The organism is Paenirhizobium cremeum (genome assembly GCF_047553425.1).
Taxonomy (GTDB): domain Bacteria; phylum Pseudomonadota; class Alphaproteobacteria; order Rhizobiales; family Rhizobiaceae; genus Allorhizobium; species Allorhizobium cremeum.
The window spans coordinates 2739330-2764226 of record NZ_CP180217.1 but is presented as its reverse complement, the minus strand read 5'-3'; the positions used below and the strand labels follow the sequence as shown (position 1 = coordinate 2764226).

General features: G+C 62.3%; 20 protein-coding genes. 9 read left to right on the top strand and 11 right to left on the bottom strand.

The features are described from left to right. Nucleotides 1–307: 307 nt before the first annotated feature. The 5 genes from ACLBKR_RS13620 to ACLBKR_RS13600 all read left to right on the top strand — a co-directional run bounded on the left by ACLBKR_RS13620 (nt 308) and on the right by ACLBKR_RS13600 (nt 5131). A complete protein-coding gene (locus ACLBKR_RS13620) occupies nt 308–2608 on the top strand; it encodes an EAL domain-containing protein (protein ID WP_113447659.1) in 2301 nt (766 codons plus the stop codon). A gap of 257 nt (nt 2609–2865) precedes the next feature. Next, entirely contained in the window at nt 2866–3582 is a 717-nt protein-coding gene (locus tag ACLBKR_RS13615) for an N-acyl amino acid synthase FeeM domain-containing protein (protein WP_414899431.1), read from the top strand. Between the two features lie 169 nt (nt 3583–3751). Further along, on the top strand, nt 3752–3976 hold the full coding sequence (locus ACLBKR_RS13610) for an aa3-type cytochrome c oxidase subunit IV (RefSeq protein ID WP_112828748.1): 225 nt from the start codon (nt 3752–3754) through the stop codon (nt 3974–3976). 26 nt (nt 3977–4002) lie between these two features. Beyond that, nucleotides 4003–4305 (top strand): hypothetical protein, encoded by a 303-nt coding sequence (locus tag ACLBKR_RS13605; RefSeq protein WP_162708220.1) that lies wholly within the window; start codon nt 4003–4005, stop codon nt 4303–4305. Then, entirely contained in the window at nt 4298–5131 is an 834-nt protein-coding gene (locus ACLBKR_RS13600; protein ID WP_162757836.1) for an NAD(P)(+) transhydrogenase (Re/Si-specific) subunit beta, read from the top strand. Before ACLBKR_RS13605 ends, ACLBKR_RS13600 begins: the two co-directional genes overlap by 8 nt. A gap of 148 nt (nt 5132–5279) precedes the next feature. Here the strand turns inward: ACLBKR_RS13600 and ACLBKR_RS13595 are convergent, their stop codons facing one another. Together ACLBKR_RS13595 and rpsU are read right to left on the bottom strand one after the other, a co-directional pair. Then, entirely contained in the window at nt 5280–6155 is an 876-nt protein-coding gene (locus ACLBKR_RS13595) for a tetratricopeptide repeat protein (RefSeq protein WP_414899430.1), read from the bottom strand. A 126-nt stretch (nt 6156–6281) separates the two neighbouring features. Then, a complete protein-coding gene (gene rpsU, locus ACLBKR_RS13590; protein ID WP_099058844.1) occupies nt 6282–6506 on the bottom strand; it encodes a 30S ribosomal protein S21 in 225 nt (74 codons plus the stop codon). A gap of 299 nt (nt 6507–6805) precedes the next feature. Between rpsU and ACLBKR_RS13585 the strand changes: the two genes are divergently transcribed. From ACLBKR_RS13585 to ACLBKR_RS13570, 4 genes are read left to right on the top strand one after another with little or no spacing between them, the layout of a single operon-like run. Next, nucleotides 6806–8059, top strand: coding sequence for a sarcosine oxidase subunit beta family protein (locus ACLBKR_RS13585; RefSeq protein WP_113447657.1), 1254 nt, complete (start codon nt 6806–6808; stop codon nt 8057–8059). Between the two features lie 19 nt (nt 8060–8078). Next, nucleotides 8079–8399 (top strand): sarcosine oxidase subunit delta, encoded by a 321-nt coding sequence (locus tag ACLBKR_RS13580; protein ID WP_112828744.1) that lies wholly within the window; start codon nt 8079–8081, stop codon nt 8397–8399. Further along, entirely contained in the window at nt 8396–11389 is a 2994-nt protein-coding gene (locus tag ACLBKR_RS13575; RefSeq protein ID WP_113424480.1) for a sarcosine oxidase subunit alpha, read from the top strand. The genes ACLBKR_RS13580 and ACLBKR_RS13575 overlap by 4 nt, the downstream gene beginning before the upstream one ends. Beyond that, nucleotides 11382–11933, top strand: a complete 552-nt coding sequence (locus ACLBKR_RS13570; RefSeq protein WP_113424481.1) for a sarcosine oxidase subunit gamma — start codon at nt 11382–11384, stop codon at nt 11931–11933. Before ACLBKR_RS13575 ends, ACLBKR_RS13570 begins: the two co-directional genes overlap by 8 nt. Nucleotides 11934–11973: 40 nt before the next feature. On the opposite strand, the gene ACLBKR_RS13565 is transcribed toward ACLBKR_RS13570, so the two are convergent. From ACLBKR_RS13565 to ACLBKR_RS13525, 9 genes are all read right to left on the bottom strand, one after another. Beyond that, nucleotides 11974–13032 (bottom strand): DUF2332 family protein, encoded by a 1059-nt coding sequence (locus tag ACLBKR_RS13565; RefSeq protein ID WP_113424482.1) that lies wholly within the window; start codon nt 13030–13032, stop codon nt 11974–11976. Between the two features lie 2 nt (nt 13033–13034). Continuing rightward, the gene (locus ACLBKR_RS13560; protein WP_112828740.1) at nt 13035–13523 is read right to left on the bottom strand and encodes a MaoC family dehydratase; all 489 of its coding nucleotides are present in this window, start codon (nt 13521–13523) and stop codon (nt 13035–13037) included. A gap of 88 nt (nt 13524–13611) precedes the next feature. Further along, nucleotides 13612–15579, bottom strand: a complete 1968-nt coding sequence (gene glgX / locus ACLBKR_RS13555) for a glycogen debranching protein GlgX (RefSeq protein ID WP_113447656.1) — start codon at nt 15577–15579, stop codon at nt 13612–13614. A gap of 13 nt (nt 15580–15592) precedes the next feature. Continuing rightward, the gene (locus ACLBKR_RS13550) at nt 15593–17224 is read right to left on the bottom strand and encodes an alpha-D-glucose phosphate-specific phosphoglucomutase (protein WP_113447655.1); all 1632 of its coding nucleotides are present in this window, start codon (nt 17222–17224) and stop codon (nt 15593–15595) included. A gap of 4 nt (nt 17225–17228) precedes the next feature. After that, on the bottom strand, nt 17229–18668 hold the full coding sequence (gene glgA, locus ACLBKR_RS13545; RefSeq protein WP_113447654.1) for a glycogen synthase GlgA: 1440 nt from the start codon (nt 18666–18668) through the stop codon (nt 17229–17231). Nucleotides 18669–18673: 5 nt separating this feature from the next. Continuing rightward, nucleotides 18674–19936, bottom strand: a complete 1263-nt coding sequence (glgC, locus tag ACLBKR_RS13540) for a glucose-1-phosphate adenylyltransferase (protein WP_112828737.1) — start codon at nt 19934–19936, stop codon at nt 18674–18676. Between the two features lie 15 nt (nt 19937–19951). After that, nucleotides 19952–22165: a 1,4-alpha-glucan branching protein GlgB gene (gene glgB, locus ACLBKR_RS13535; protein WP_113447653.1), complete on the bottom strand. Its 2214-nt coding sequence runs from the start codon at nt 22163–22165 to the stop codon at nt 19952–19954. Continuing rightward, a complete protein-coding gene (locus tag ACLBKR_RS13530; RefSeq protein ID WP_244710110.1) occupies nt 22165–24624 on the bottom strand; it encodes a glycogen/starch/alpha-glucan phosphorylase in 2460 nt (819 codons plus the stop codon). The genes glgB and ACLBKR_RS13530 overlap by 1 nt, the downstream gene beginning before the upstream one ends. Next, a complete protein-coding gene (locus ACLBKR_RS13525; protein ID WP_162757835.1) occupies nt 24620–24895 on the bottom strand; it encodes a hypothetical protein in 276 nt (91 codons plus the stop codon). The genes ACLBKR_RS13530 and ACLBKR_RS13525 overlap by 5 nt, the downstream gene beginning before the upstream one ends. Nucleotides 24896–24897 lie beyond the last annotated feature (2 nt).

Genomic DNA, 24897 nt, shown 5'->3' with positions numbered 1-24897 from the left:
ACAGCCGATCGCTCCGGCTGGGAGCGCTACCAGCATCACCATGAGGCGGAGATTTCTCTTTCGTGAGAAAGCGGTTCAAGCCTGTGCAGTCGGTCGGTGCGTGCAGGTTCGATCTTCAGGGATTGTCCATGAATAAATTGCGGTTTGTCAATTTATCGGGCAGGGTTGCACCGGGGGAGAGGGTGGCAATCTTGTCGGGCATCGGCCGGGCGGTGACCAATAATTGGAATAGGTTGCCTTTTCTCAATGCCGGAAAGCGAATTTTAAATCGTCTTGCATAACGTCGCCGGCGTCAAGGAGGCCACGGATGAAGGTCGCAAGCAGGAAAGCCGTGCCCACGGACGTTTATCTGTCGTTCGTCAGCTCGCTTTTCGAGAATCGCTACACGCTGTTCACGGGGATGGTCGTCCATATCCTGACGTTTCTGGCTATCTATGCGAAAAGCGGCGATGCGTTCTACCTTTTCCTTTGCGTCGGTTTCGTGGCGGTGTTTGCCAATCGCATCTACTGGTTCACCCGCTTCCAGAAGACGGACAAGACAGAACTGACGCGCAGCGACATTCGCCGCTGGGAGTTGCGCTACGTGCTGGGCGCTGCCTCGACCGCCGGCATTCTCGGCATAGGCAGCGGTTACGCGCTGCTCGTGCTGCAGGACAGTTTCGCCGAACTGGCGAGCATCGCCGTCACGATGGCCTCGATGGTATCCGTGGTCGGCCGCAATTACGGCTCGCGGCTTGCCGTCGACCTCCAGACGCTCGCCTGCTGCCTGCCCATGGTGGTCGGCAGCCTGCTCGCCCAGGATTTATACAAGGCCGTCCTGTCGCTGATGCTCATTCCCTTCGGGATGACGACGCGGGCCATGGCCAACGGCGTCAGGGAGTTCCTTTACGAGAACGTCATCGCCTCGCGGGAAATGGCAAGGATCGCGGAGAGCTTCGACACCGCGCTCACCAACATGACGCACGGTCTCATCATGCTCGATCCAAACAACCGCATCGAGGTCATCAATCGCAAGGCCTGCGAGCTTCTGCACCTCGGCGAGCGCAAACGGCTGACGAATTGCGACCTTGACGTGGTGCTGCGCTATGGGGTTCGCCACAGCTTTGTCGACGGCTCCATGCCGAGCCTCATCCAGAAACAACTGGCCCAGCTGATCGACGGCAGCACGTCGCGCGCTGTTATGCAGTTTTCCGACGATCTCATTCTTGAATTTTCCGCCAGCCGCCGGCCGCAAGGCGGCGTTGTCCTTATCTTCGAGGACGTGACGGCGCGCATTCGGGCGGACCGCAAGATCCTGCACATGGTGCGCTACGACTCGCTGACCGGCCTGCCACAGCGGGGCTATTTCAGCGAACTGGTGAAGGAAAAGGCGACACAGCAGGCCGATGCGGGGCGGATCGGCTTCATGGTGCTCGATGTCGACGAGTTCAAGCATGTCAACGACACGAAGGGGCATATGACGGGGGACCGCCTCCTGGTGACGATCGCCAACCGGCTGCTGGAGCTTGCCGCGGGCGAGGCGATTGTCGGTCACTTCGTCGGAGACCAGTTCGTGCTGTTTTTCCCCGGTCGAGGCGGCGATACCGATATCGAGGCGCGGATGCGCTCCATCCATGCGAGCGTGGCAGGCAATTACGAGGTCGAGGCATCTCATATTGCCGTGACCTTCTCGGCTGGTTGCGTGATCCAGGACAGCGCGGAACTGCGGATGGAGGAATGGCAGATCAAGGCCGACCTTGCCCTGTACGAGGCGAAGTCGCGCAGCAGGGGGCGACTTGTCGTCTTCGCGGAGGAGATGGATGCCCGTTACATGGAGCGGCAGCGGCTGAAGACGGATTTGCGCGCGGCCGTGGAGCGCGGCGAGATCAGCGTCGCCTATCAGCCGATGTTCAAGCCGGACGGTTCTGCGCTCGAATGCTGTGAGGCGCTCGCCCGCTGGACCCATCCGGAAAAGGGAGCCATCGCGCCGGATATCTTCATCCAGATCGCCGAAGAGATGGGCATTGTCTCCGACATCACTCGCCAGGTGATCGAGAAAGCCTGCCGCGACTGCGTGAAATGGCCCGAGCACATCACGGTCTCGGTCAATCTGTCCGTGCAGGACCTGCGCAACGAACTCATCATCAACACGGTGAAGTCCGTGCTTGCGGAAACGGGTCTGGCATCCCACCGGCTGCATCTCGAAGTGACGGAGAGCAGCCTCATCGAGGAACTGTCGACGGTACGACTTATCCTCGAGCAATTGCGCAGCTACGGGATCACCATCGCAATCGACGATTTCGGCACGGGGTTCTCGAGCCTCAGCTATCTCGACACCCTGCCGGTCGATGTCGTGAAGATCGACCGATCCTTCGTGCGCAATATCTGCGAGGATGTCAGGCGCCTGAAGCTCTTGCGCGGCATCGTCACCCTTTCGCGCGGCCTCAACCTGCAGATCGTCGTCGAAGGCGTCGAAACCCGCGAGCAACTGGCCCTGCTAATCAAGCATAATTGTGCCGATCTTATACAGGGCTATGTCTATTCGATGCCGGTGGCCGCCGAGAGCATCGCCGAGATCAGCCAGCTTGCCAGCCGCAAGCAGTTCGAAGCCCGGACTTACGTCGCCTGACGTTTCTCATCTTGCGGCGTTCCATTTCATGACAATCAAGCGCCTGCCGATGCCATGCCATCGTGCAAACATCTTCGCGCCGCCAGTCGCGTTTACCATTTGTTAACCTTAACAAAGAATTAACACCGAAACCTACTAATCCTAGCAGGTGTAGGAGGCGTCGCGTGCATGATAGCTATGCTTAACAATTCGTTAATAATCGACGAGACACCAAGAGCATGGCACCATCAGAAGGGGATGGATTCGCGCAAAAGCTGATGCGAATCCTGGATAATATCGAATACCGCCGGATCGAGACCGGCGAGGACATGGAAGACATCGAACGGCTGCGCTACAAGGCCTACAAGGCTGCGGAGGTTCTGCCCGTTGCGGCCGCAAACCTGATCGATGACGTCGATTTCGACGACCACGCCTATGTCTTCGGGGTCTACTATTTCGAGGAACTGGTCAGCACGATCCGCCTTCATCATGTGACGCCGGAGCACCGGATATCGCAGTCGTCGGGCGTTTTCCCCGACGCCATGGAGAGCTTTCTCAATGCGGGCCTGACGCTGATCGACCCGGCCCGGTTCGCGGCCGATCCGGCGATTGCGGCCGAACTGCCCGTTCTTCCCTACATCACGCTTAGACCGAGCATTGTCGCGGCCGCCTATTTCCGCGCAGACCGCGTCCTGCAACATGTGCGTCCGGCCCATGCCGCCTTCTACAAGCGCGTGTTTTACGCCGACACGGTCGTCGAGCGCCGGATGGCCGATATCTACGGCTTCGAACTGACACTGCTTGCCACCAACACCCATGCGACCGGCGACAAACTGCTGAAGCGCTACCCCTTCTTCGATTCGGGCGTCTATGAACGCCGGCTGATGTTCGAAAGAGGCGGGGAGCCGCTCGTCGCTCCGCTGACGATCCTGCCGTCCGCGAGGCTGGTGGCGACAGGCCGGATCACCGGTGCCGTTGCCGGCCGGGATTATTGACGATCGGCCTCTCGCCCGCATGCTTCCGGGATGAGGGCGGATTGCGCTTGCCTGCGGCTTTGTGTATTTCGAAAGGGGAGGCGACGTCTGCGGATTCCCCGGTGGGGGCGAGCGGGCGTCGCGGGTTTCGAGAGCGCCGCGATGGCGGCTGCGCAAGGGGAGATGAAGCATGAGCGAACATCACGCGGGTCCGGTCGAAACGGGAGCGGCGATGAACTATGCCGAGCATGAGAAGACCTACGATCTCTTCATCGCAGGAACGAAATACGGCACTGCCATGCTGGTGGCCCTGTTGGTCGCCATGGCTGCCGGTTTTCTCGGCGGTGCCGGCTTCTTCGGCGGTCTCCTCATCTTCATCATTCTGAGTGCAGCCGGCATCTATCTGCTGCGCTGAACCTGACGGCTGCGGAGAAGGCTTCCATGCTGTCGGAAACGTCCGATCCGTTTCTCTTTCGGCTCGCTGTCTTTGCACTGGCGGTTGTCGCTGGCCTCATGTTCGGGGCCGGTACTAGGCGGGGATTCCGCCGTACGCTGATCCTTGCCGCCGGGCTTCTGGCTGCAGCGCTGGCCGCTGCCTCCATCTATGCGACCGGCCGGCTGCCCAGTGGCACGGGCCGCACGATTGCCTTCATTGCCCTGGCTCTCTCGGCGGTCGGATTGTCGTCCGGCCTCGTGCTGGCCTGGCGAACGGGTCCTGGCTCTTCACGCGAGGGAAATGGCTGAGACAATGGGCAACGGTTTGACGGCAGTGGCCGAACTCGCAGCGATTGCTTTCCTCATTTTCGCAGTGGCGCGGGTCGGCAGGCCGGGGGCCGTTTTCCACAGAACCGATTTCGTGCTGATCGCCCTGGGGCTGGCTTGCTGCATCCTGGTCGGCCTCGCCGCCGCGGAGCCGAATTTCGGCGGTTGGCTGATCGGGCTTCTCGCCCTTTCGGTCGGGGGCTCCCTCGGTGGGTGGCTGGCGATGGCCGCGCCGTCTCGAAAGATCGCGCAACTGCTGGCCGGGCTGCTTGCGCTGCATGGCCTCGTCGCACTCCTGCTTTCCTTTGCCGTGCTCGATACCAGCGTATTGTTCTGGGATACGCGCATGGTGACCACCGAGTTCGAGCGGTCGCTCGGAACCGCGCTGGCGACGCTTTCCGGCTCCGCGGCGTTCGGAGGCGGCGTGGCGCTCGTCTTCCGCAGGATGGGTTTCCAGCTGTCGCGGCGGCTTCATTCGCTCGAGCCTTTCCGGCCCGTGCTGACCGGTCTGGCGGGGGTCGCCTTCCTGCTGTTCTCGATCTGGCTCGTCCCCGGCTTCTTCCTGTTGACGGCCGTTCTTTCAACCGCTGTCGGGGCCGTCGTCGTGCTGTCTGCCGATGAACGCAAGATGCCTCTGGCCGCCGTTGCGCTCACCGCCTTCGCCGGACTGGCGACCGCAGCCATGGGCTTTGCCTTTGCCAGCCTGGCGCTGATCGTTGCAGGCGGTCTGGCGGGAGCAATCATGGTGTCCTGCTACAGGACGATGTGCCGCGAACAGTCGTTCGGGCCTTTCTGCCTGATCGTCTGACGAGACGGTCGCCGCTCCGCGGACCAAAGGCTCATCTGCGAGATTGTCCGATCCGCTGCGGCCCATGCCGCAGTCTCCGATCGCTGTGATTGCCTGAAGCGAGATTTGTTTTGTCCGGCTCGTTTTGTCGAGCCGGGCGTATGAGGGCTCAGACGCCGCCGCGCGTGCGGGCCAGGCCCTGCTTGGCGGGAAGGTATTTCGGGTCGAGTTGCAGCGCATGCGAGTAGGACTTGGCAGCGCGCGCCTTGTCGCCACGGCGCTCGTAGACCAGTGCCTGGTTGGCCCAGGACTCGGCAAGGCGATTGTTCAGTTCGATCGCGTGGTTGAAGTCGGCGAAAGCGTTTTCGTCGTCATTCAGCGCGATATAGGACACGCCACGGCCGTTGTAAGGCTCGGGCGAGTTCGGGGAGAGGGAGATCGCCTTCGAGAAATCGTCGATCGCCTTGTCGTGCTGACCGCGCACCTGATAGATCAGGCCGCGATTGTGATAGGCGCGGCCATCGGTGGTGTCGAGTTCGATGGCCCGGTTGAAGTCGCCGAAGGCTTCGTCGATGCGTCCGGCCTGACGGTAGATATTGCCGCGACCGATATAGGCGACGTCGTAGTTCGGGTTGATCCTGAGGGCCGCATTGTAGTCGGCTGCCGCCTCGACCGGCTTGCCCATATTGCGGTAGACCAGCGCGCGGTTCGCATAGGCCTGATAGAAATTGGGGTTTAGCTGCAGCGCGGTGTTGAAGTCGGAAAGCGCCTTGCTGAACTGGCCGGCGCGCCCATAGGCCGATCCCCGGACATTGTAGCCTTCCGGATCGTTCGGGTTGGCGCTGATGACCTGCGACAGCGAGGCGATATTCTCCTCGGACCCCTGATCCCGGTCGATGCGGATCATGTCCGACGTTTCAGTCGTCTGGCACCCTGCGAGGCCAAGAGCCGCAACCATCGCAACGGCAAGTCCACCGCGCCGGAAGCCGCGGGCGGAAAGGGTTTCGAGAGACTGAGTTAGAAGTTGTGCGGTCATGACTGCCATTGTCCGGACGCACCGGCCGCATCCGATGTGAACCGCGGCAGCACGTTGAGCTGAATACCAAAAGAGCGGCGGCGAACCGATCGCCTCCGCCCTTAGATCATCGGAAAACGTCCAAAAAACGACCGATCAACGGCCGGGACGTGCCGCAATGAGGCCTTCACGCTGAGCGCGCTTGCGAGCCAGCTTGCGAACGCGGCGAACGGCTTCTGCCTTTTCGCGGGCGCGCTTCTGCGAGGGCTTTTCATAATAATCGCGCATCTTCATTTCACGGAAAATGCCTTCGCGCTGCATCTTCTTCTTGAGAGCGCGGAGCGCCTGATCAACGTTGTTGTCGCGGACAAGTACCTGCACGTCTATCCCGTTCCTTTGGTTTTAGGTTGGCAAACCGCCGATATCCGAGTCGACGGAAATAGTATAGCTTCGCTCGGCCCGAAGGCCGCCGATTAGTGACGCCAGATACCAGATCGCTTGAAGGAAGTCCAGACGGAGACTGCATGGCGCCGGGAGAAAAAATCCGTGTTTCCTGCGGATATGTTGTACGTGTCGAAAGCCGGTCGTCAATGCGTCGCAAAACGACCGTCATGACGCATATTGATTTGCGACTTGTTTGATCCTACCCAATTGCCTGAACCTACAGGAGTTTGAGGCGAATGCGCAAATATTCGGTCTTTGCCGTGGCACGCGAGGCGCTCAGGGCCCATAAGGGCTGGGAGGCGCAGTGGACCTCTCCCGAGCCGCGCCAGTCCTATGACGTCATCATCATCGGCGGTGGCGGCCACGGTCTCGGTGCAGCCTATTATCTGGCCAAGGAGCACGGCATTACCAATGTCGCGGTGATCGAAAAGGGCTGGATCGGCGGCGGCAATACCGGCCGAAACACCACGATCATCCGGTCCAACTACCTCTATGAAGAGAGCATGGACATTTTCGAGCACTCGCTGAAGCTCTGGGAAGGGCTGAGCCAGGAGCTCAACTACAACGTCATGTACTCGCCGCGCGGCGTGATGATGCTGTCGCACAATGTCCATGACATGCAGTCCTTCAAGCGCCATATCAACGCCAACAACCTCTACGGCATCGACAACGAGTGGCTGACGCCCGAGCAGGCGAAGGATTTCTGCCCGCCGCTCGATATCTCCAAGACCGCCCGCTATCCGATCAACGGTGCGGCCCTGCAGCGCCGGGGCGGCACGGCCCGTCACGATGCTGTCGCCTGGGGCTATGCCCGCGCCGCTTCCGACCGTGGCGTGCACATCATCCAGAACACTGAAGTCACCGGCATCCGCCGCGGCCCGAACGGCGAGGTGACCGGCGTCGAAACGAATCGTGGCTTCATCGGCGCGAAGAAGATCGGCGTTTCGGCCTCGGGGCACAATTCGGTGGTCATGGGCATGGCCGGCGTGCGCCTGCCGCTGCATTCCACCCCGCTGCAGGCGCTCGTTTCCGAACCGATGAAGCCGATCTTCCCCTGCGTCGTCATGTCGAACACCGTGCATGCCTACATTTCGCAGTCGGACAAGGGCGAGTTCGTCATCGGCGCCGGCACCGACCAGTACAATTCCTATTCGCAGACCGGTGGCCTGCAGATCATCACCCACACGCTGGATGCGATCTGCGAGCTGTTCCCGATGTTCCGCCGTGTCAAGATGATGCGCCAGTGGGGCGGCATCACCGACAACACCTCGGACCGCTCGCCGATTCAAGGCGTGACGCCGGTGCCGAACCTTTTCGTCAACGCCGGTTGGGGAACGGGTGGCTTCAAGGCGACGCCGGGTTCGGCGAACCTGTTTGCATATCTCATCGCCAAGGGCGAACCGCATCGGCTGGCTACCGGCCTGACGCTCGACCGCTTCCGCACCGGTCGCCTGATCGACGAGGCGGCGGCTGCCGCCGTGGCGCACTGATCCTTAAAGGACGTTCATCATGCTGCTGATCAAATGCCCCTATTGCGAGGAAGAGCGCTCCGAGCTCGAATTCCGCGCCGCCGGCGAAGCGCATATCGCCCGCCCGCAGAACATCGCCGATATCACGGATGAAGAATTCGCGGACTATTTCTTCCTGAGGGACAATCCCAAGGGACTGATCTACGAACGCTGGCGTCACATGCACGGCTGCGGCCGCTTCTTCAACGCCGTGCGTGATTCCGTCAGTGACAAGATCTATTTGACCTACAAGGCCGGCGAGCCGAAGGCGGATGTCTCCGCCTTGCTGCCGAACGCTGTTGAGAAGGGAGCGTCGAAATGAGCGGCGCCAATCGTATCGCCGGCAAGGGCCGCCTGACACCCGCCCGTACCGCACGTTTCACCATCGACGGCCGCAGCCTGACGGCCTATGAGGGCGATACCGTCGCCTCCGCCATGCTGGCCAATGGCATGCATCTCGCGGGACGCTCGTTCAAGTATCACCGTCCGCGCGGCATCCTGACTGCGGGGCCGGAAGAACCGAATGCGCTCCTCGACATCTCCCGCGATGCCGCCCGCCGGCAGCCGAACGTCCGCGCCACCGTGCAGGAAGTGTTCGACGGCATGAAGGTCGAAACGCAGAACCGCTGGCCGTCGCTGTCGCTCGACATCGGCGAGATCAACGATTTCTTCTCGCCCTTCTTCGCCGCCGGCTTCTACTACAAGACCTTCATGTGGCCGAAGAGCTTCTGGCATTCGGTCTATGAGCCCTTCATCCGTCGCGCCGCCGGCCTCGGCGTGGCGCCGAAGGAAGAAGATCCCGATCACTATTCCTCTCGCTATGCCCATTGCGACGTGCTCGTCGTCGGTGGGGGAGCGGCAGGCCTCGCAGCGGCAATTGCCGCCGCTGAAGCCGGCGCAAAGGTCATCCTCTGCGACGAGCAGCCGGAAGTTGGCGGCGCTTTCCATTACGACACAGGCGCAACCGTCGACGGCCAGAACGGCTATGACTGGGCGCAGGCGACAGCGGCGCGGCTGAAGGCCATGCCGAATGTCAAGCTTCTGACCCGCACAACGGCCTTCGGCTACTACAACCACAATTTCGTCGGTCTTGCCGAGCGCGTGACCGATCATATCGCCAAGCCCTCGAAGACGGCGCCGCGCGAGCGGCTCTGGCAGGTGCGGGCGAAGAAGGTGGTTCTCGCCACCGGCTCCATCGAACGCCACATGGTCTTCGCGAACAACGACCGCCCCGGCATCATGCTGGCATCGGCCGCCCGCACCTACCTCAACCACTACGGCGTCGCCGTCGGCGCCAAGGTCGGCGTCTATGCCGCGCACGACTCGGCCTATGAAGCCGCAATCGATCTGCGCAAGGCCGGCGTCACCATCGCCGCAATCGTCGATTGCCGGGAAAAGCCCGGCGAAAAGGTGCTGACGGAAGCCCGTTCGCTCGGCATCGAGGTGCTGACCGGTCACTATGTTGCCGACACCTCAGGTCGACTGCGGGTCCGCTCCATGTCGGTCAAGCGCAATGGCGGCGGTTCCGCCCGCAAGATCGAGGTCGATGCGCTGATAGTTTCAGCCGGCTGGACGCCTTCGGTGCACCTGTTCTCGCAGTCGCGCGGCAAGCTGAAGTTCGATGCGATCAACGATCGGTTCCTGCCGGACGTCTATGCGCAGGACAGCATATGCATCGGTACCTGCAACGGCACCGATGACCTGCAGGCCATCCTCGACGAGGGCTCGGCCGCCGGTGCCGCCATGGCCAAGGCTGCCGGCGCCACCGGTTCGGCCTCGCAGGCGCCGACCGGCGCCAATGCATTCGACTGGACCGGCGGCATGATCGGCGCTGCGGAAGGGGCGGGACGCGACAGCAACGTCAAGGCGTTCATCGACTTCCAGCATGACGTCTGCGCCAAGGACATTCGCCTTGCCGTTCGCGAGGGTATGCATTCGATCGAGCACATCAAGCGTTTCACCACCAACGGCATGGCGTCCGACCAGGGCAAGCTTTCCAACATGCACGGCCTTGCCATCGCTGCGGAAATGCTCGGCAAGGAAATCCCGAAGGTGGGTCTCACCACCTTCCGCGCGCCCTATACGCCGGTCACCTTTGGCACGCTCATCAACCATTCGCGCGGCGACCTGTTCGATCCGACCCGCAAGACGCCGATGCACGATCTCGAGGCGTCGCTCGGCGCCGAGTTCGAGGATGTCGGCAACTGGAAGCGTGCCTGGTACTATCCGCGTTCGGGCGAGGACATGCATGCGGCAGTCAACCGCGAGTGCAGGACGGTTCGCGAGACCGCCGGCGTGTTCAACGCATCGACGCTCGGCAAGATCGAGGTCGTGGGTCCGGATGCCGCCGAATTCCTGAACCTGATGTACACCAATGCCTGGGATACGCTGAAGCCCGGCAAATGCCGCTACGGCATCATGACCCGCGACGACGGCTTCATCTACGACGACGGCGTTGTCGGTCGTCTTGCTGAAGACCGCTTCCATGTAACGACTACGACGGGCGGTGCGCCGCGCGTGCTGAACCACATGGAAGACTATCTGCAGACCGAGTTCCCGCATCTCAATGTGTGGCTGACGTCTGCGACCGAGCAGTGGGCGGTCATCGCCGTCCAGGGTCCGAAAGCACGCGACATCATCGCGCCGTTCGTCGAGGGTATCGACATCTCGAACGAGGCCTTCCCGCATATGAGCATTGCCGAGGGCAAGTTCTGCGGCGTACCGACCCGTCTCTTCCGCGTGTCGTTTACTGGCGAGGTCGGCTTCGAAGTCAACGTTCCCGCCGATTACGGTGCGGCCGTGTTCGAGGCGATCTGGAAGCGTGCGGAGAGCCTTGGCGCCTGCCTTTACGGCACCGAGACCATGCACGTCCTGCGCGCCGAGAAGGGCTACCTGATCGTTGGCCAGGATACCGATGGTACGGTCACGCCTGACGATGCCGGCTATGGTTGGGCTGTCTCCAAGAAGAAGAAGGATTTCGTCGGTATTCGCGGTCTGAAGCGCCCCGACCTCGTCCGGACGGGCCGCAAGCAACTCGTCGGCCTTCTGACCAAGGACCCGAAGGAGGTGCTGGAGGAAGGCGGCCAGATCGTCGCCAATCCGAACCAGCCGAAGCCGATGACCATGCTCGGTCATGTCACCTCGTCCTACTGGTCGGAAAATCTCGGCCGTTCGATCGCGCTGGCCGTCGTCATCGACGGTCGGGCGAAGATGGGCGAAACGCTTTACGTGCCGATGAAGGACAAGACCATCGCGGTCGAGGTGACCGACACGGTATTCTTTGACAAGGAAGGGGGACGCATCAATGGCTGATGCTACCGTCGCTGAACGCAAGACCGTTCTTACCGGCTTCCATGGCGGTTCGCCTCTGGTCAAGCTGACGCCTGCCGAACCTGCCGCCCGCGTTTCGCTCCGGGCCGGCCCGGACGAAGTGGCGGCTCTCTCCAAGAGCCTCGGCGTCAAGCTGCCGGTCAAGCCGAAGACATCCGCCTCTGCCAAGGGGCGGCTCGCCTTCTGGCTCGGTCCGGACGAATGGCTGCTGATCGACGAGAAGGGTAACGACCTGATGGCCGATTGCGTGGCTTCGGGCGTGGTTCACTCGGCGACGGATGTCTCTCATCGCAACACGGCGATCGTTGTCTCCGGCAAGGGCGCGGTGAACGCGCTCAATGCCGGCTGCCCGCAGGATCTGTCGCTTTCGGTCTTCCCGGTCGGGGCGGTCAGCCGCACGGTGTTCGGCAAGATCGAGATCGTGCTTTACCGGATCGACGAGGAGACCTTCCGCGTCGAGTGCTGGCGGTCATTTGCGGAATATGCCTTCGGCCTGCTGGCCGAAGCTGCCGACGACGCAGCTTGACCAACTAACAAACTGACAAACTTTCTGGCTGGCCGGGGATCTACAGGAGACCCGGCCAGCCTTTCCATTTGATCCAGCGGCCATGAAAATCGGCGCGACCGATTTCGTGTTTTTCGCCGTCCGGCCAGACCTGCAATGTCATGGCCGCTCCGTCCGGTTTGCCATCGGCTTCCATCTGCAAGCGCGCGACAGGCGAATCGATGGTGGCGCGGGAACCGGCGTTCGCGATCAGCTCTTCTCCCCGGCTTTTCAGCTCTTCCGGCAGATATTGCCAGGCAATCGTGTGATAGACGACATGAACCGCGCCGGGGCGGGAGGTCGTGAGCCGCCTTTCCAGCCATTCGATCGCATCGGACCTTTCTACGGCGAGACGATTTTCGACGGCGATTTCGAGCGCATGGCGGGTGCGTTCCAGACGGTCGCTCTGGTCGGCCCAGATGTAGGACATCAGGCGGAGCCGGTCTTCGGGCGAGGCCGGGTCGAGCGGGTTGAGATCGCAGCCGGATCGTTCCGCGATATGGATTTCAGCGGCTGGCGGCGGCGGTCCCTGCCACTCCGGCGCCAGGGCAACGGGGGATTCCGGTCCCCAGACGAAATCGCCGAGGCGATAGGAATAGCGGTCCCATTGCAGGTTGAGACCGGCGCTTGCGCCGACTTCGGAGAGGACGAGCGGCTTTCCGAACAGTTGTGCAATCGTGAGAAAACCCGGCAGAAGGGCAGCCGAACGTCGGACCTCATTGGTCTGCGGGGCGGAGAGCAGGCGTTCGAGGATGAATGCCTCGTCGCGCCTGAAGGCTGTCTTGCAGGCTTGCCAGAGGGTCTCGTCGTCAACGGCGTTGGGAGGATAGGCGGCGGCGAGGGAGACGTCTGAACCTAAGAGCACCAGCGCGTGGAGGGACCCCGCGAGACGCAGCGCGAGGGCATCGCCGGTGCCGGTCGGGTCCCCTTGCCAACTCAGGATATGGTCTCCGACCGCCGTGTCTTCATCCAGACGCTCGGCGGCGAGATTGCAGAGCCGCGCGGTGAAGGACGAACCGAGATCGCTGCATGCCTTTGCCTGACGCAGGAAGGACTGACGAACGACGTCCGGGTCTGCCATTCTCACACTCCTTCGGGGCGATCCTTCGGGTCGAACTGGACGATGGTGATCCAGGTGGCGGTCAGCGCCGGTTTCTTCTCGTCCTCGATCTCGATGCTGACGTCATAGGTGGTCATCATCATGCCGGCGCCGCGAAAACGGGCCTCGGACAAGACGAAGTGACCGCGGATGCGCTTGCCGCAGCGAACCGGCGACATGAAGCGGATCTTGTCGAAGCCGTAGTTGATGCCCATCGTCTGTTCGCGGATCTTCGGCAGGCAGTCGTAGTTCATCGCGGAAAGCAGCGAAAGCGTCAGGAAACCGTGGGCGATGGTGCCGCCGAAGGAGGTTTCGGCTGCCGCGCGCACGGGATCGACATGGATGAACTGGTGGTCGTCGGTGGCGCCGGCAAAGGCGTCGATCATCGTCTGGTCGACCGTGATCCAGTTCGAAAGTCCGATTTCCTTTCCGACCAGGCCGGGGACGTCCGACAGCGAAATCTCAACAGGCACAAGAACCTCATCGAATTGACAAATCGAGAATACTTCCAGGAGTTTGGCGGCTGTCGTAGCACAGCCGGGGGCGAGGTGGACACAATAATCAGGACTCGATGAAAAACTCCACCGACCGCGGCTTCAAATGAATCAGCGGCGCGCTACGGCCTGATGACAGCTTGCGCCATTTGCGCCCGGCGGCGGGCTGCAGCACGAAATCCTGCCCGGCATGGGACCGGTTGAACAGCACGGCGAGACGAACCTCCGCGAGAAGCTTGCGGTCCCAGGTGGAGAGGATCATGCCGAAGGTGGCGCTGTCCGCCTCTTCCCATTCCGAAACGGTCATCGGGAGACCTCTTGCGGAAAACCAGGCGACATCGCCCCCGCCATTGAAGAATTCGATCTGCGAGAATACCGAGAAGCGCTTGCGCATGGCGGACAGCGCCACCGTCGCCTCCAGCAGTTCCTCGTCCAGCGCTTCCCAGTTCAGCCAGGTCATCTCGTTGTCCTGGCAATAGGCATTGTTGTTGCCGTGCTGGGTGCGGCCGAACTCGTCGCCGGCCGTCAGCATGATCGCGCCGCGGCTGGCAAAGAGGGTGGACAGAAGAGCGATAACGTCCTGCCGGCGCTGGCGGCGAACCGTCCGGTTATGGGTTTCGCCCTCCACGCCGTTGTTCCAGGAATAGTTCTCGTCGTGGCCGTCGCGGTTGTTCTCGCCGTTCTTGCCGTTGCGCTTGTGGCTGTGGGAGACGAGATCGAACAGGGTGAAGCCGTCATGGGCGGCGATGAAGTTGACGCTGCGCGTGGTGGCGGCTCCGTCCCGGGCAAAGACGTCGGAAGAGCCGGCGAGCGCGGTGGCGAGCGTGCCGGTCGTATGCGCATCGCCACGCCAGTAGCGCCGGATATTGTCCCGCGCGCGATCGTTCCATTCTAGGAAGGGTGCGGGGAAATTGCCGAGCTGATACCCGCCGGGACCGATGTCCCAGGGTTCGGCGATCATCACCCGATCTTCCAGAATGTCATCCCGCAGGATCGCCTGCAGTGTTCTCGCGTTTGAATGAAAGCCGCTCAGGGAGCGGCCGAGGATGGGCGCGAGATCGAAGCGGAAACCGTCGACGCCTGCGTGAAGCACGAAATGCCGCAAGGTACTGACGATCAGTTGACGAACATGCAGATGATCGCAGGCCAGCGTGTTGCCGGTGCCGGTGTCGTTCACCAGTATGCCGGGATTGTCGGGAAGGTGACGGTAGAAGGAGAGGTTGTCGAGCCCGCGCAGCGAAAGCGTGGTGCCGAGCCGGTCGCTCTCGCCCGTGTGGTTGAAGACCAGGTCGAGAATGACGCCGATCCCTGCGGCATGCAGGGCGGCGACGGTGTCGCGCAGTTCGGCGACGCCGCCGGGCACGATGCGGGGATCGAGCGCCATGAAGGCGACCGGATTGTAGCCCCAGCCATTGGTCAGTCCGAGCGGCGGCAGATGGCGCTCATCGATCCAGGCGACGATCGGCATCAGTTCGATGGCGTCGACACCGAGCCGCTTCAGGTGATCGATCACCGCGGGATGGGCAAGTGCCGCGACCGTGCCGCGCAGGTTCTTCGGCACGTCGGGATGGCGGATGGTGAAGGGCTTGACCGCGATCTCGTAGATGAAGCCGCCCTTGGGCATGAGCGGCATCATCGGCCGTGCGAGCCGGTCGCGAGTGACGACCGATTTCGGAACGAGGGGAGCGGTATCGACCCCGAAGGTCGAAAGCCTGACATCGTGGACGAAGGGCCGGTCCAGTTCCTTGGCGTAGGGATCGACGAGCAGTTTGGACGGATCGAACCACCAGCCATGGTCCGGGGCGTAGTGCCCGTGGGCGCGATAACCGTAATGGGCGCCTTCGGTGACGCCTTCCACATGCAATCGATAGACGTCGCCTTCACCGCGCGTCATCGGAAGACGGCAGATTTCTCCGCCGCCATTGACGTCATAAAGGCAGAGATCGACCTGCTCGGCGTGGCGGGACCAGACGGCGAAATCCGCGCCTGTGTCGGTGAGGACCACTCCGCCATGCCGGCTTTCGATCGGGTTCATGGAGCCGCCGCGATCAGGTGATTACGGTCGGCGCATCGCGGCCGGTGCGGCTGCTGATTTCAGCAATGCTTTCGGCCGCCGCGATCAGGTCGGCGAGGGCTGACTGGGTCTCGAGATCGTGGCGGTTTGCGTCCGGCTCGTAGCGTTCGATATAGACGCGCAGCGTCGCGCCCGAGGTGCCGGTGCCGGAAAGGCGGAAGACGATGCGGGAGCCGCCTTCGAAGAAGATACGGATGCCCTGGTTCTTGCTGACCGACTGGTCGATCGGATCGTGATAGGCGAAATCGTCGGCGGCGCTGACCACGAGGTCGCCGAACTTCGCGCCGGGCATGGTTTCGAGCTTGGTGCGCAGGGCGTCCATGAGGCCGTTGGCCGCATCGGTGTCGACGGCTTCGTAATCGTGGCGCGAATAGTAGTTGCGGCCATAGGTCGCCCAGTGCTGGGAAACGATGTCCTGCATGCTTTCGCCGCGTACGGCGAGAATGTTCAGCCAGAGCAGCACCGCCCAGAGCCCGTCCTTCTCGCGCACATGGTTCGATCCGGTGCCGGCGCTTTCCTCGCCGCAGATCGTGACCTTGCCGGCGTCGAGCAGGTTGCCGAAGAATTTCCAGCCGGTGGGGGTCTCGTAGATGCCGATGCCGAGCTTTTCGGCCACCTTGTCGGCGGCGGCGCTGGTCGGCATCGAACGGGCGATGCCGGCGATCCCTCCGTTGTAACCGGGCGCCAAGTGGGCATTGGCCGCCAGAATGGCGAGGCTGTCCGACGGCGTGACGAAAATGCCCTTGCCGATAATGAGGTTGCGGTCACCGTCGCCGTCGGAGGCGGCGCCGAAATCGGGCGCGTCCTTGCCGCTCATCATCTCGTCATAGAGTTCCTTGGCATGCACGAGGTTCGGGTCCGGATGATGGCCGCCGAAATCCGGCAGCGGCGTGAAGTTGCGGACCGTGCCTTCGGGCGCGCGCAGGCGTCCCTCGATGATTTCCTTGGCATAGGGACCGGTCACCGCGCTCATGGCGTCGAACACCATGCGGAAACCGAGGCCGAACAGGTTGCGGATGGCGGAGAAGTCGAAAAGCTCCTCCATCAGTTCGGCATAGTCGGAGACGGGATCGATGACCTGGACCTGCATGCCGCCGACTTCAAAGGCGCCGATATTGTCGAGGTCGAGATCGTCGGCTGCGACGATGCGATAGCTGGTGATGACCTTCGAGCGGGCAAAGATCGCGTCGGTGATCTTTTCCGGTGCCGGGCCGCCATTGCCGATGTTGTATTTGATGCCGAAGTCTTCGGTCGGGCCGCCGGGATTGTGGCTGGCCGACAGAACAATGCCGCCGAAGGCCTTGTATTTGCGGATGACATGGGAGGCGGCGGGCGTCGAGAGAATGCCGCCCTTGCCGACCATGACCTTGCCGAAGCCGTTGGCTGCGGCCATTTTGATGACCTTCTGGATCACCTCGCGGTTATAGTAGCGGCCGTCGCCGCCGACGACCAGCGTCTTGCCCTGAAAGCCTTCCAGCGAATCGAAAATCGACTGGATGAAGTTCTCTGCATAATTTTCCTGCTGGAAGACCGGGACCTTCTTGCGCAGGCCCGAGGTGCCGGGCTTCTGGTCCGAGAAGGGCTTGGTGGCAACAGTCGATATCATGGACTTAATGGCCTTTCGAAACGAGGCGTTGATAAAGTTCGGCGTAGCGTTCGGCGCTGCGCCCCCAGGAGACGTCGCTCTTCATACCCTGTTTCTGAAGCTGCGCCCATGCCCTGGGATCGCGATAGAGCCTCATCGTGCGCTGGATGGCGCGACGCAGGGCATTCGCGGTCACGGGCGCGAACTGGATGCCGGTGGCAACGCCGCCGGCAAGAGCTGCTTCATTGGCATCGACGATCGTGTCGGCAAGGCCGCCGGTGCGGGCGACCACGGGCACGCAGCCGTAGCGCAGGGCATAAAGCTGGGTCAGGCCACAGGGTTCGAAGCGAGAGGGGATGAGGATGGCGTCTGCGCCGGCCTGCATGAGATGCGACAGCGGTTCGTCGAAACCGATGACCACCCCGATACGATTGCGGTAGCGCGAAGCGGCGGCAAGCAACTGCGCCTCCAGTGCGCTTTCGCCGGAGCCTAGAATGGCGAGCTTCGCCCCGGCCGATACGATGTCCTCGATCACCTCGCCGAGCAGGTCCATGCCCTTCTGCCAGGTCAGGCGGGAGACGATGGAAAAGATCGGGCCGTCATCCTCATCGAGGCCGAAGCGGGCGACGAGGGCCGCGCGGTTCGCCTGACGTTTCTTCAGCGCGCCCGAGGCATATTGCGTGGCGATCAGCGGATCGGTCGAGGGGTTCCAGACCTGGGCGTCGATACCGTTGACGATGCCGTAGAGATCGTTGGCACGGCTGGCGATGATACCCTCCAGCCCCATGCCGAATTCCGGCGTCAGGATCTCCTCCGCGTAGGAGGGGCTGACGGTGCTGAGCGCATGGGCGGTCGAGAGACCCGCCTTCAGATAGCTCATGGTGCCGTAATATTCGATCGCCTCCCAATAGGCATGGGGCGGAAGACCGAGATAGGGGAAATAGCTGGCAGGGAACTGTCCCTGAAAGGCGATGTTGTGAATGGTGATGAGGCTCGGCAGTTCCGGCGTCTCGGCATAGCGCATGTAGACGGGGGTCAGCGCCGTCTGCCAGTCATGCACATGGATCAGATCGGGCTGCCAGCCGGGAAGGCCGCCTGCCGCGATTTCCGCGCCGGCTTTTGAAAGCACGGCAAACCGCTTCCAGTTGTCGGGATAATCGCGGGAGGCCGGGTCGACATAGGGGCCGCCCGAGCGTTCGAAAAGCGTGGGCGAATCGAGAACCAGAACGTCGAGGCCTTCATGTTTGGCCTCGAGCAGGGTGGCATGCTCTCCGAGCAGATCGGTGAACTCGACCCGCTTTACCGCCTTCCTGATCGCCTTCATCACCGCCGGATAGCCGGGGATCAGCGTCCGGGTCTCGATATCATGCGCTTTCAGCGCAAGCGGAAGGGCGCCGGCGACATCTGCCAGGCCGCCGGTCTTAATCAACGGATAAAGCTCGGAGGCGACGGAGAGAACTTTCATCAGGTTCACATGTCCAGTTTGTCGATCATCGTCTGGGTTATCAGGCAGACGCCGTTTTCGGAGCGGCGGAAGCGACGGGCATCGAGTTCCGGATCCTCGCCGACCACCAGTCCCTCAGGGATGACGACCCCGTGGTCGATGACGACATTGGTCAGGCGGGCATGGCGCCCGATCTGCACTTTCGGAAGGACCACGGCGCCTTCCAGGCGAGAATAGGAATTGGCGCGTACCCCGGTGAACAGCAGGCTCTTGAACAGGGTGGAGCCGGAGATGATGCAGTCGCCCGAGACCAGCGACGAAATCGCCGAGCCGCGACGGCCCTCGTCGTCATGCACGAATTTCGCTGGCGGGGTGATTTCGGCATAGCTCCAGATCGGCCAGGATTTGTCGTAGAGGTCGAGATCGGGAACGATGTCGGTCAGGTCGATATTGGCCTGCCAGTAGGCGTCGATCGTGCCGACGTCGCGCCAGTAGGGCGCACGCTCGAAGTCGGAGCGCACGCAGGAGCGGGCGAAACGGTGGGCGACGGCTTTGCCGTTCGAGACGATATAGGGGATGATGTCCTTGCCGAAATCCCGGCTGGAGGTGGGGTCCGCTGCATCGCGGCGCAGGACATCCATCAGGAAGCGGGTGTGGAAGACGTAAATGCCCATCGAGGCGAGGGCGAAGCCCTCATTGCCCGGAATGCCCGGCGGATCGGCCGGCTTCTCGACGAAGGCGATGATGTTGTCCTTTTCATCGACATGCATGACGCCGAAACCGGATGCATCCGCCCGCGGCACTTCCAGGCAGCCGATCGTGACATCGGCGCCGGAATCGACGTGCTGCTGGAGCATCTGCTCGTAGTCCATCTTGTATATGTGGTCGCCGGCCAGGATCACCATGTATTCCGGGCCGTAGGACTCGATGATGTCGATGTTCTGATAGACGGCGTCGGCCGTGCCCTCGTACCACTGGGTTTCGGAGACGCGCTGCGAGGCGGGCAGAACGTCGAAGCTTTCGTTGCGTTCCGGACGGAAGAAGTTCCAGCCATGTTGCAGATGGCGGATGAGGGAATGGGCCTTGTACTGGGTGGCGACGCCGATGCGGCGGATGCCCGAATTGAGCGCATTCGACAGCGCGAAATCGATGATCCGGGCCTTGCCGCCGAAATAGACCGCCGGCTTGGCGCGCCGGTCCGTCAGTTCCTTCAGCCGGCTGCCGCGGCCTCCCGCGAGAACATAGGCCATGGCGTCACGCGCCAGGGGCTGTATCCGCTTTTCCGTCATTTTGATCCTCCCGCATCAGTTTTCTTGTTCGAGCATGATGACGGCGAGTGGCGGCAGGGTCAGCGTCGCGGTGGCGCGTCCGTCAGAACCCGGCCGGGCCTCCGTGCGCCCGCCATTGCCCTTGCCGCTGCCGCCATAGATCTCGGCATCGGTATTGAGGATTTCGCGCCAGCGGCCCGGAGCGGGCAGCGGCACGGTGTAGCGCTCGTGATAGACGGGCGTGAAGTTGCAGATGACCGCAACCGGTTTCTGGCCCGGTGCCTTGCGCAGCCAGGCGAAGACCGAATTGTCGTGATCGTCGGTAATCAGCCATTCGAACCCGTCACCCTCGCAATCGCGGGCGTGAAGCGCCGGTTTCGAACGGTAGGTGAAGTTGAGATCGCGGACGAGACGCCGCATGCCTTCGTGCAGCGCATACTGGAGCAGGTTCCAGTCGAGGGGACGGCTCTCGCTCCATTCGCTCCACTGGGCAAATTCCTGGCCCATGAAAAGCAGCTTCTTGCCGGGATAACCCCACATGAACGCGTAATAGCTTCGCAGATTGGCGAATTTCTGCCAGTCATCCCCCGGCATCTTGGCAATCATCGAGCCCTTTCCGTGAACGACCTCGTCATGGGAGATCGGCAGCACGAAATTCTCGGAAAAGGCATAGAGGAGGCCGAAGGTGATTTCCTGGTGGTGGAACTTGCGGTGCACCGGATCGCGCGAGAAGTAACTCAGCGTATCGTGCATGAAGCCCATGTTCCACTTGAAGCCAAAGCCCAGGCCGCCTTCGTGGACCGGCTGCGAGACCTTCGGCCAGGAGGTGGATTCCTCGGCAATTGTCATGACGCCGGGATGCGCGCCGTAGACCAGCCGGTTCATCTTCTGGAGAAAGCGGACGGCGTCGAGGTTTTCGCGACCGCCATATTCGTTCGGCACCCACTCGCCTTCCTTGCGGGAATAATCGAGGTAGAGCATGGAGGCCACCGCATCGACGCGAAGGCCGTCGAGATGGAATTTCTCCGCCCAGTAGAGGGCGTTGTTGATGAGGTAGGACAGGACCTCGATACGGCCGAAATTGTAGATCGCCGTGTTCCAGTCCGGATGGAAGCCCTGGCGCGGATCGGCATGCTCGTAGAGCGCCGTGCCGTCGAACCAGCGCAGGCCATGGGCGTCGGTCGGAAAATGGGCGGGCACCCAGTCGAGAATGACGCCGATGCCGACCTTATGGCAGCCGTTGACGAAGCGGGCGAAGCCCTCCGGCTCGCCGAAACGGGCCGTCGGCGCATAGAGCCCCGTGGTCTGGTAGCCCCAGGACGGATCGTAGGGGTGTTCGGTGATCGGCAGGAACTCGATGTGGGTGAAACCCATGTCCGAGCAATAGGGAATGAGGCGATCGGCCAGTTCATCCCAGGTCAGCAGCGAACCGTCGCCGCGTCTTTGCCACGACCCGGCATGCACCTCGTAAATGGACACGGGCTGGCGACGCTGGTCGACGCTCGCCCAATGCTCGCGATGGGCGTCGTCCTGCCAATCCTGCTCCAGTTCCGCAGCGGTGATCGACGCGTTTTTCGGGCGCAGTTCGGCCCGCCGTGCATAGGGGTCGGCCTTGAGGGGCAGAAGCACGCCGTCCTTGCCGATGATCTCGAACTTGTAGGCTGTCCCCTGCCGCACGTCCGGGGCGAAGATTTCCCAGATGCCGGTGTCCCGGCGAAGTCGCATGACATGCCGGCGGCCATCCCATTCGTTGAAATCGCCGACGACAGACACGCGCTGTGCATTCGGTGCCCATACGGCGAAGTGAAAGCCGTCCACGCCCTGGTGCTTGAGAGGATGGGCGCCCATCCTGTCGAAGAGTCTCAGATGCGATCCTTCGCGGACGAAATAGTCGTCCATCGGGCCGAGCACCGGACCGAAACTGTAGGGGTCCGTGACAGTCCATTCGGCATCGCCGCGGCAGGCCCGGTAGCGGATGGGATGGAAGCCGCCGATCGCCACGGGTCCGGCGAAGAAGCCGGCCGGGTCGATCCGGGGGAGTTCGCCGAGATCGGCGCCGTTGAGCGCCACCGCGGTCACCGTTTCCGCGCCGGGAATGAAACAGCGGGCGCAGAAGCCCGTTTCGGTCTGGTGGATGCCGAGCACCGAGAAGGGATCGCCATGGGTGCCGGCAATGATGGCTGCGATCTCCGAGGCCGGAGGAACCTCCGGCCGGGGAGTGTCACCGATCGTCTTCGGTGATTTGGCCATCAGGCTCTCCAGATGTCGGAATTGTACTGCCGGATCGTGCGGTCGGACGAGAACCAGCCCATGCGGGCGGTGTTGCGGATGGTCTTGCCGTACCAGCTTTGCGGGTCCGTCCAGATGCCATCGACCTCGCGCTGGGCCTTGGCGTAGGCATCGAAATCCTCGGCGACCATGAACCAGTCGTGCTGGTAGATGCCGTTTATCAGGCCGGCAAAGCGGCCGCGGTCATCCGGGGAGAAGACGCCTGAGGCAATGGAGGAGAGCGCCTGCGACAGTTCCCGCGAAGCTTCGATGGTCGTGCGCGGATTGTGGCCGTCGGCCCGCGCCTTGCCGACCTCTTCCGCCGTCATGCCGAAGATCACGATATTTTCCTCTCCGACATGGTCGCGCATTTCCACATTCGCTCCGTCCAGCGTGCCGATGGTCAGTGCACCGTTTAACGCGAACTTCATGTTGCCGGTTCCCGATGCTTCCATGCCGGCCGTCGAAATCTGCTCGGAAAGATCGGCCGCCGGCACCATGACTTCGGCGAGCGAGACGTTGTAGTTCGGAATGAAGACGACCTTGAGCAGGCCGCGAACGGAGGGGTCGTTGTTCACCACGCGGGCAACGTCGTTGGCGAGCTTGATGATGAGCTTGGCGTTGTGGTAGCTCGGTGCCGCCTTGCCGGCGAAGAGCTTGACGCGCGGCACCCAGTCCCGCTCCGGATGGGAACGGATCTGGTCGAAGAGAGCGACCGTCTCGACGATGTTGAGAAGCTGGCGTTTGTATTCGTGAATGCGCTTGATCTGGATGTCGAACATGGCCGAGGGATCGAGCCTGATCCCCATGCGGCTCGCGACCAGATTGGACAGGCGCTCCTTGTTGGCGCGCTTGACGGCGGCGAACTTTTCCTGGAACGACGCATCGTCGGCGAAGGCGTCGAGCGCCGTCAGCTTGCCGGCATCGTCGAGGAAATCGTCGCCGATCGCCTCGCGCACCAGCGAGGTCAGTTGCGGGTTGCACTGCATCAGCCAGCGGCGCGGGGTGATGCCGTTGGTCTTGTTGTTGATCCGCTCCGGATAGAGTTTGTGGAGGTCGGCGAAAACCGTCTCCTTCATCAGTTCCGTATGCAGGGCGGAAACGCCGTTGATGCTGTGCGAGCCGATGAAGGCGAGGTTGCCCATGCGCACGCGCCGGTCGCCGCTTTCGTCGATGAGCGAGATGTGGCGGATCTCGGTGTCGGTGAAGGCGCGGTTCTTGCGGGCGTCGAGCAGGATCTTGGCGTTGATGGCGTAGACGAGCTGCATGTGGCGCGGCAGGAGCCGTTCGAACAGCGGCACGGGCCAGCTTTCCAGCGCCTCGGGCAGAAGCGTGTGGTTGGTATAGGAGAAGGTCTTCCAGGTGATATCCCAGGCGGTGTCGAAGTCGACGCCGTGGATATCGCAGAGAAGCCGCATCAGTTCGGCGACGGAAACGGCCGGATGGGTATCGTTGAGCTGGATCGAAACCTTTTCCGGCAGCGCCGAAAGGGGATTTCCCTGCTGGAGATGCCGACGCAGAATGTCCTGCAGCGAGGCGGAGCAGAAGAAATATTCCTGCCGCAGGCGAAGCTCCTGCCCGGCGGCCGTCGCGTCCGCCGGATAGAGGACACGGGTCAGGGTTTCCGCCTTGTTGCTCTCGCGCAGAGCGCCGATGTGATCGCCGGCGTTGAAGGCATCGAGAAGAATAGGATCGATCGGCTGGGCCGACCAGAGGCGCAGGGTGTTCACCCGCTCGCCCCGCCAGCCCACCACCGGCGTGTCATAGGCCGTGGCGATCACGCGCTCGCTGGGCTTCCAGACGTAACGCAGGTCTTCGTTCTGGCCGTTGATGGTCTCAACGCCGCCGCCGAAACCGATTTCGTAGGAGCTTTCGCGCCGCTCGAACTCCCAGGGGTTCCCGTGGGCGAGCCAGGTTTCCGGCAGTTCCACCTGCCAGCCCTCGGCCATCTGCTGGCGGAAGAGGCCGTGGACGTAACGGATGCCGTAGCCATAGGCCGGGATATCGACGGTCGCCAGGGATTCCATGAAACAGGCGGCGAGACGTCCGAGACCGCCGTTGCCGAGCGCCGCATCGGGCTCAAGGCCGGCGATGACGTCGAGTTCGACGCCGAGCGAGGCGAGCGCCTGGCGGATCTCCTCCATCAGCCCGAGATTGGACATGGCGTCCCGCATCAGCCGGCCGATGAGGAATTCGAGCGAGAGATAATAGACGCGCTTGGCGTTGTCGGCGTAGGTGGCGCGGGTCGATTCCATCCACTTGTCGATGATGCGGTCGCGCACCACGAGGATCGTCGCCGTCAGCCAGTCATGGGGCGTTGCCACCTTGGCGTCCTTGCCGATGCCGTAGGTCAGTCGCTCGATGATTTCAGCGGCGAGCACCTCAGGGTCGGAGACGCGCGGCTTGGGCAGGGGCAGGTCGGCTTTGCTGAGTGTCTTAATCATAGTTCCGCCAACAGTTGGATCGTTTTAACGGGCTACCCGCCGATTCCGGTGGTGTCGGCGCATGGTCCGTTTTTCGTAGTTTACGCACCGTTATGAAACACTTGCAACACAGGAAATCGGCAAATGCCAGATTGGGGGCGCGCGCACGACGTTGTTTATAAAGCGCTGAATTTTCAGGATTTATGTCACCGGCCGGATTTTGAATAAAAAAAGCCGTGGCGATCGCTGCCACGGCTTTTATCCCACCTTCCGGCCGGATCTTGCCCATCC

Excerpts from the sequence above, each read along its gene's own strand:
- ACLBKR_RS13620 (WP_113447659.1), top strand. The coding sequence starts at position 308 with ATGAAGGTCGCAAGCAGGAAAGCCGTGCCCACGGACGTTTATCTGTCG.
- ACLBKR_RS13615 (WP_414899431.1), top strand. The coding sequence starts at position 2,866 with ATGCGAATCCTGGATAATATCGAATACCGCCGGATCGAGACCGGCGAG.
- ACLBKR_RS13610 (WP_112828748.1), top strand. The coding sequence starts at position 3,752 with ATGAGCGAACATCACGCGGGTCCGGTCGAAACGGGAGCGGCGATGAAC.
- ACLBKR_RS13605 (WP_162708220.1), top strand. The coding sequence starts at position 4,003 with ATGCTGTCGGAAACGTCCGATCCGTTTCTCTTTCGGCTCGCTGTCTTT.
- ACLBKR_RS13600 (WP_162757836.1), top strand. The coding sequence starts at position 4,298 with ATGGCTGAGACAATGGGCAACGGTTTGACGGCAGTGGCCGAACTCGCA.
- ACLBKR_RS13595 (WP_414899430.1), bottom strand. The coding sequence starts at position 6,155 with ATGGCAGTCATGACCGCACAACTTCTAACTCAGTCTCTCGAAACCCTT.
- ACLBKR_RS13585 (WP_113447657.1), top strand. The coding sequence starts at position 6,806 with ATGCGCAAATATTCGGTCTTTGCCGTGGCACGCGAGGCGCTCAGGGCC.
- ACLBKR_RS13580 (WP_112828744.1), top strand. The coding sequence starts at position 8,079 with ATGCTGCTGATCAAATGCCCCTATTGCGAGGAAGAGCGCTCCGAGCTC.
- ACLBKR_RS13575 (WP_113424480.1), top strand. The coding sequence starts at position 8,396 with ATGAGCGGCGCCAATCGTATCGCCGGCAAGGGCCGCCTGACACCCGCC.
- ACLBKR_RS13570 (WP_113424481.1), top strand. The coding sequence starts at position 11,382 with ATGGCTGATGCTACCGTCGCTGAACGCAAGACCGTTCTTACCGGCTTC.
- ACLBKR_RS13565 (WP_113424482.1), bottom strand. The coding sequence starts at position 13,032 with ATGGCAGACCCGGACGTCGTTCGTCAGTCCTTCCTGCGTCAGGCAAAG.
- glgX (WP_113447656.1), bottom strand. The coding sequence starts at position 15,579 with ATGAACCCGATCGAAAGCCGGCATGGCGGAGTGGTCCTCACCGACACA.
- ACLBKR_RS13550 (WP_113447655.1), bottom strand. The coding sequence starts at position 17,224 with ATGATATCGACTGTTGCCACCAAGCCCTTCTCGGACCAGAAGCCCGGC.
- glgA (WP_113447654.1), bottom strand. The coding sequence starts at position 18,668 with ATGAAAGTTCTCTCCGTCGCCTCCGAGCTTTATCCGTTGATTAAGACC.
- glgC (WP_112828737.1), bottom strand. The coding sequence starts at position 19,936 with ATGACGGAAAAGCGGATACAGCCCCTGGCGCGTGACGCCATGGCCTAT.
- glgB (WP_113447653.1), bottom strand. The coding sequence starts at position 22,165 with ATGGCCAAATCACCGAAGACGATCGGTGACACTCCCCGGCCGGAGGTT.
- ACLBKR_RS13525 (WP_162757835.1), bottom strand. The coding sequence starts at position 24,895 with ATGGGCAAGATCCGGCCGGAAGGTGGGATAAAAGCCGTGGCAGCGATC.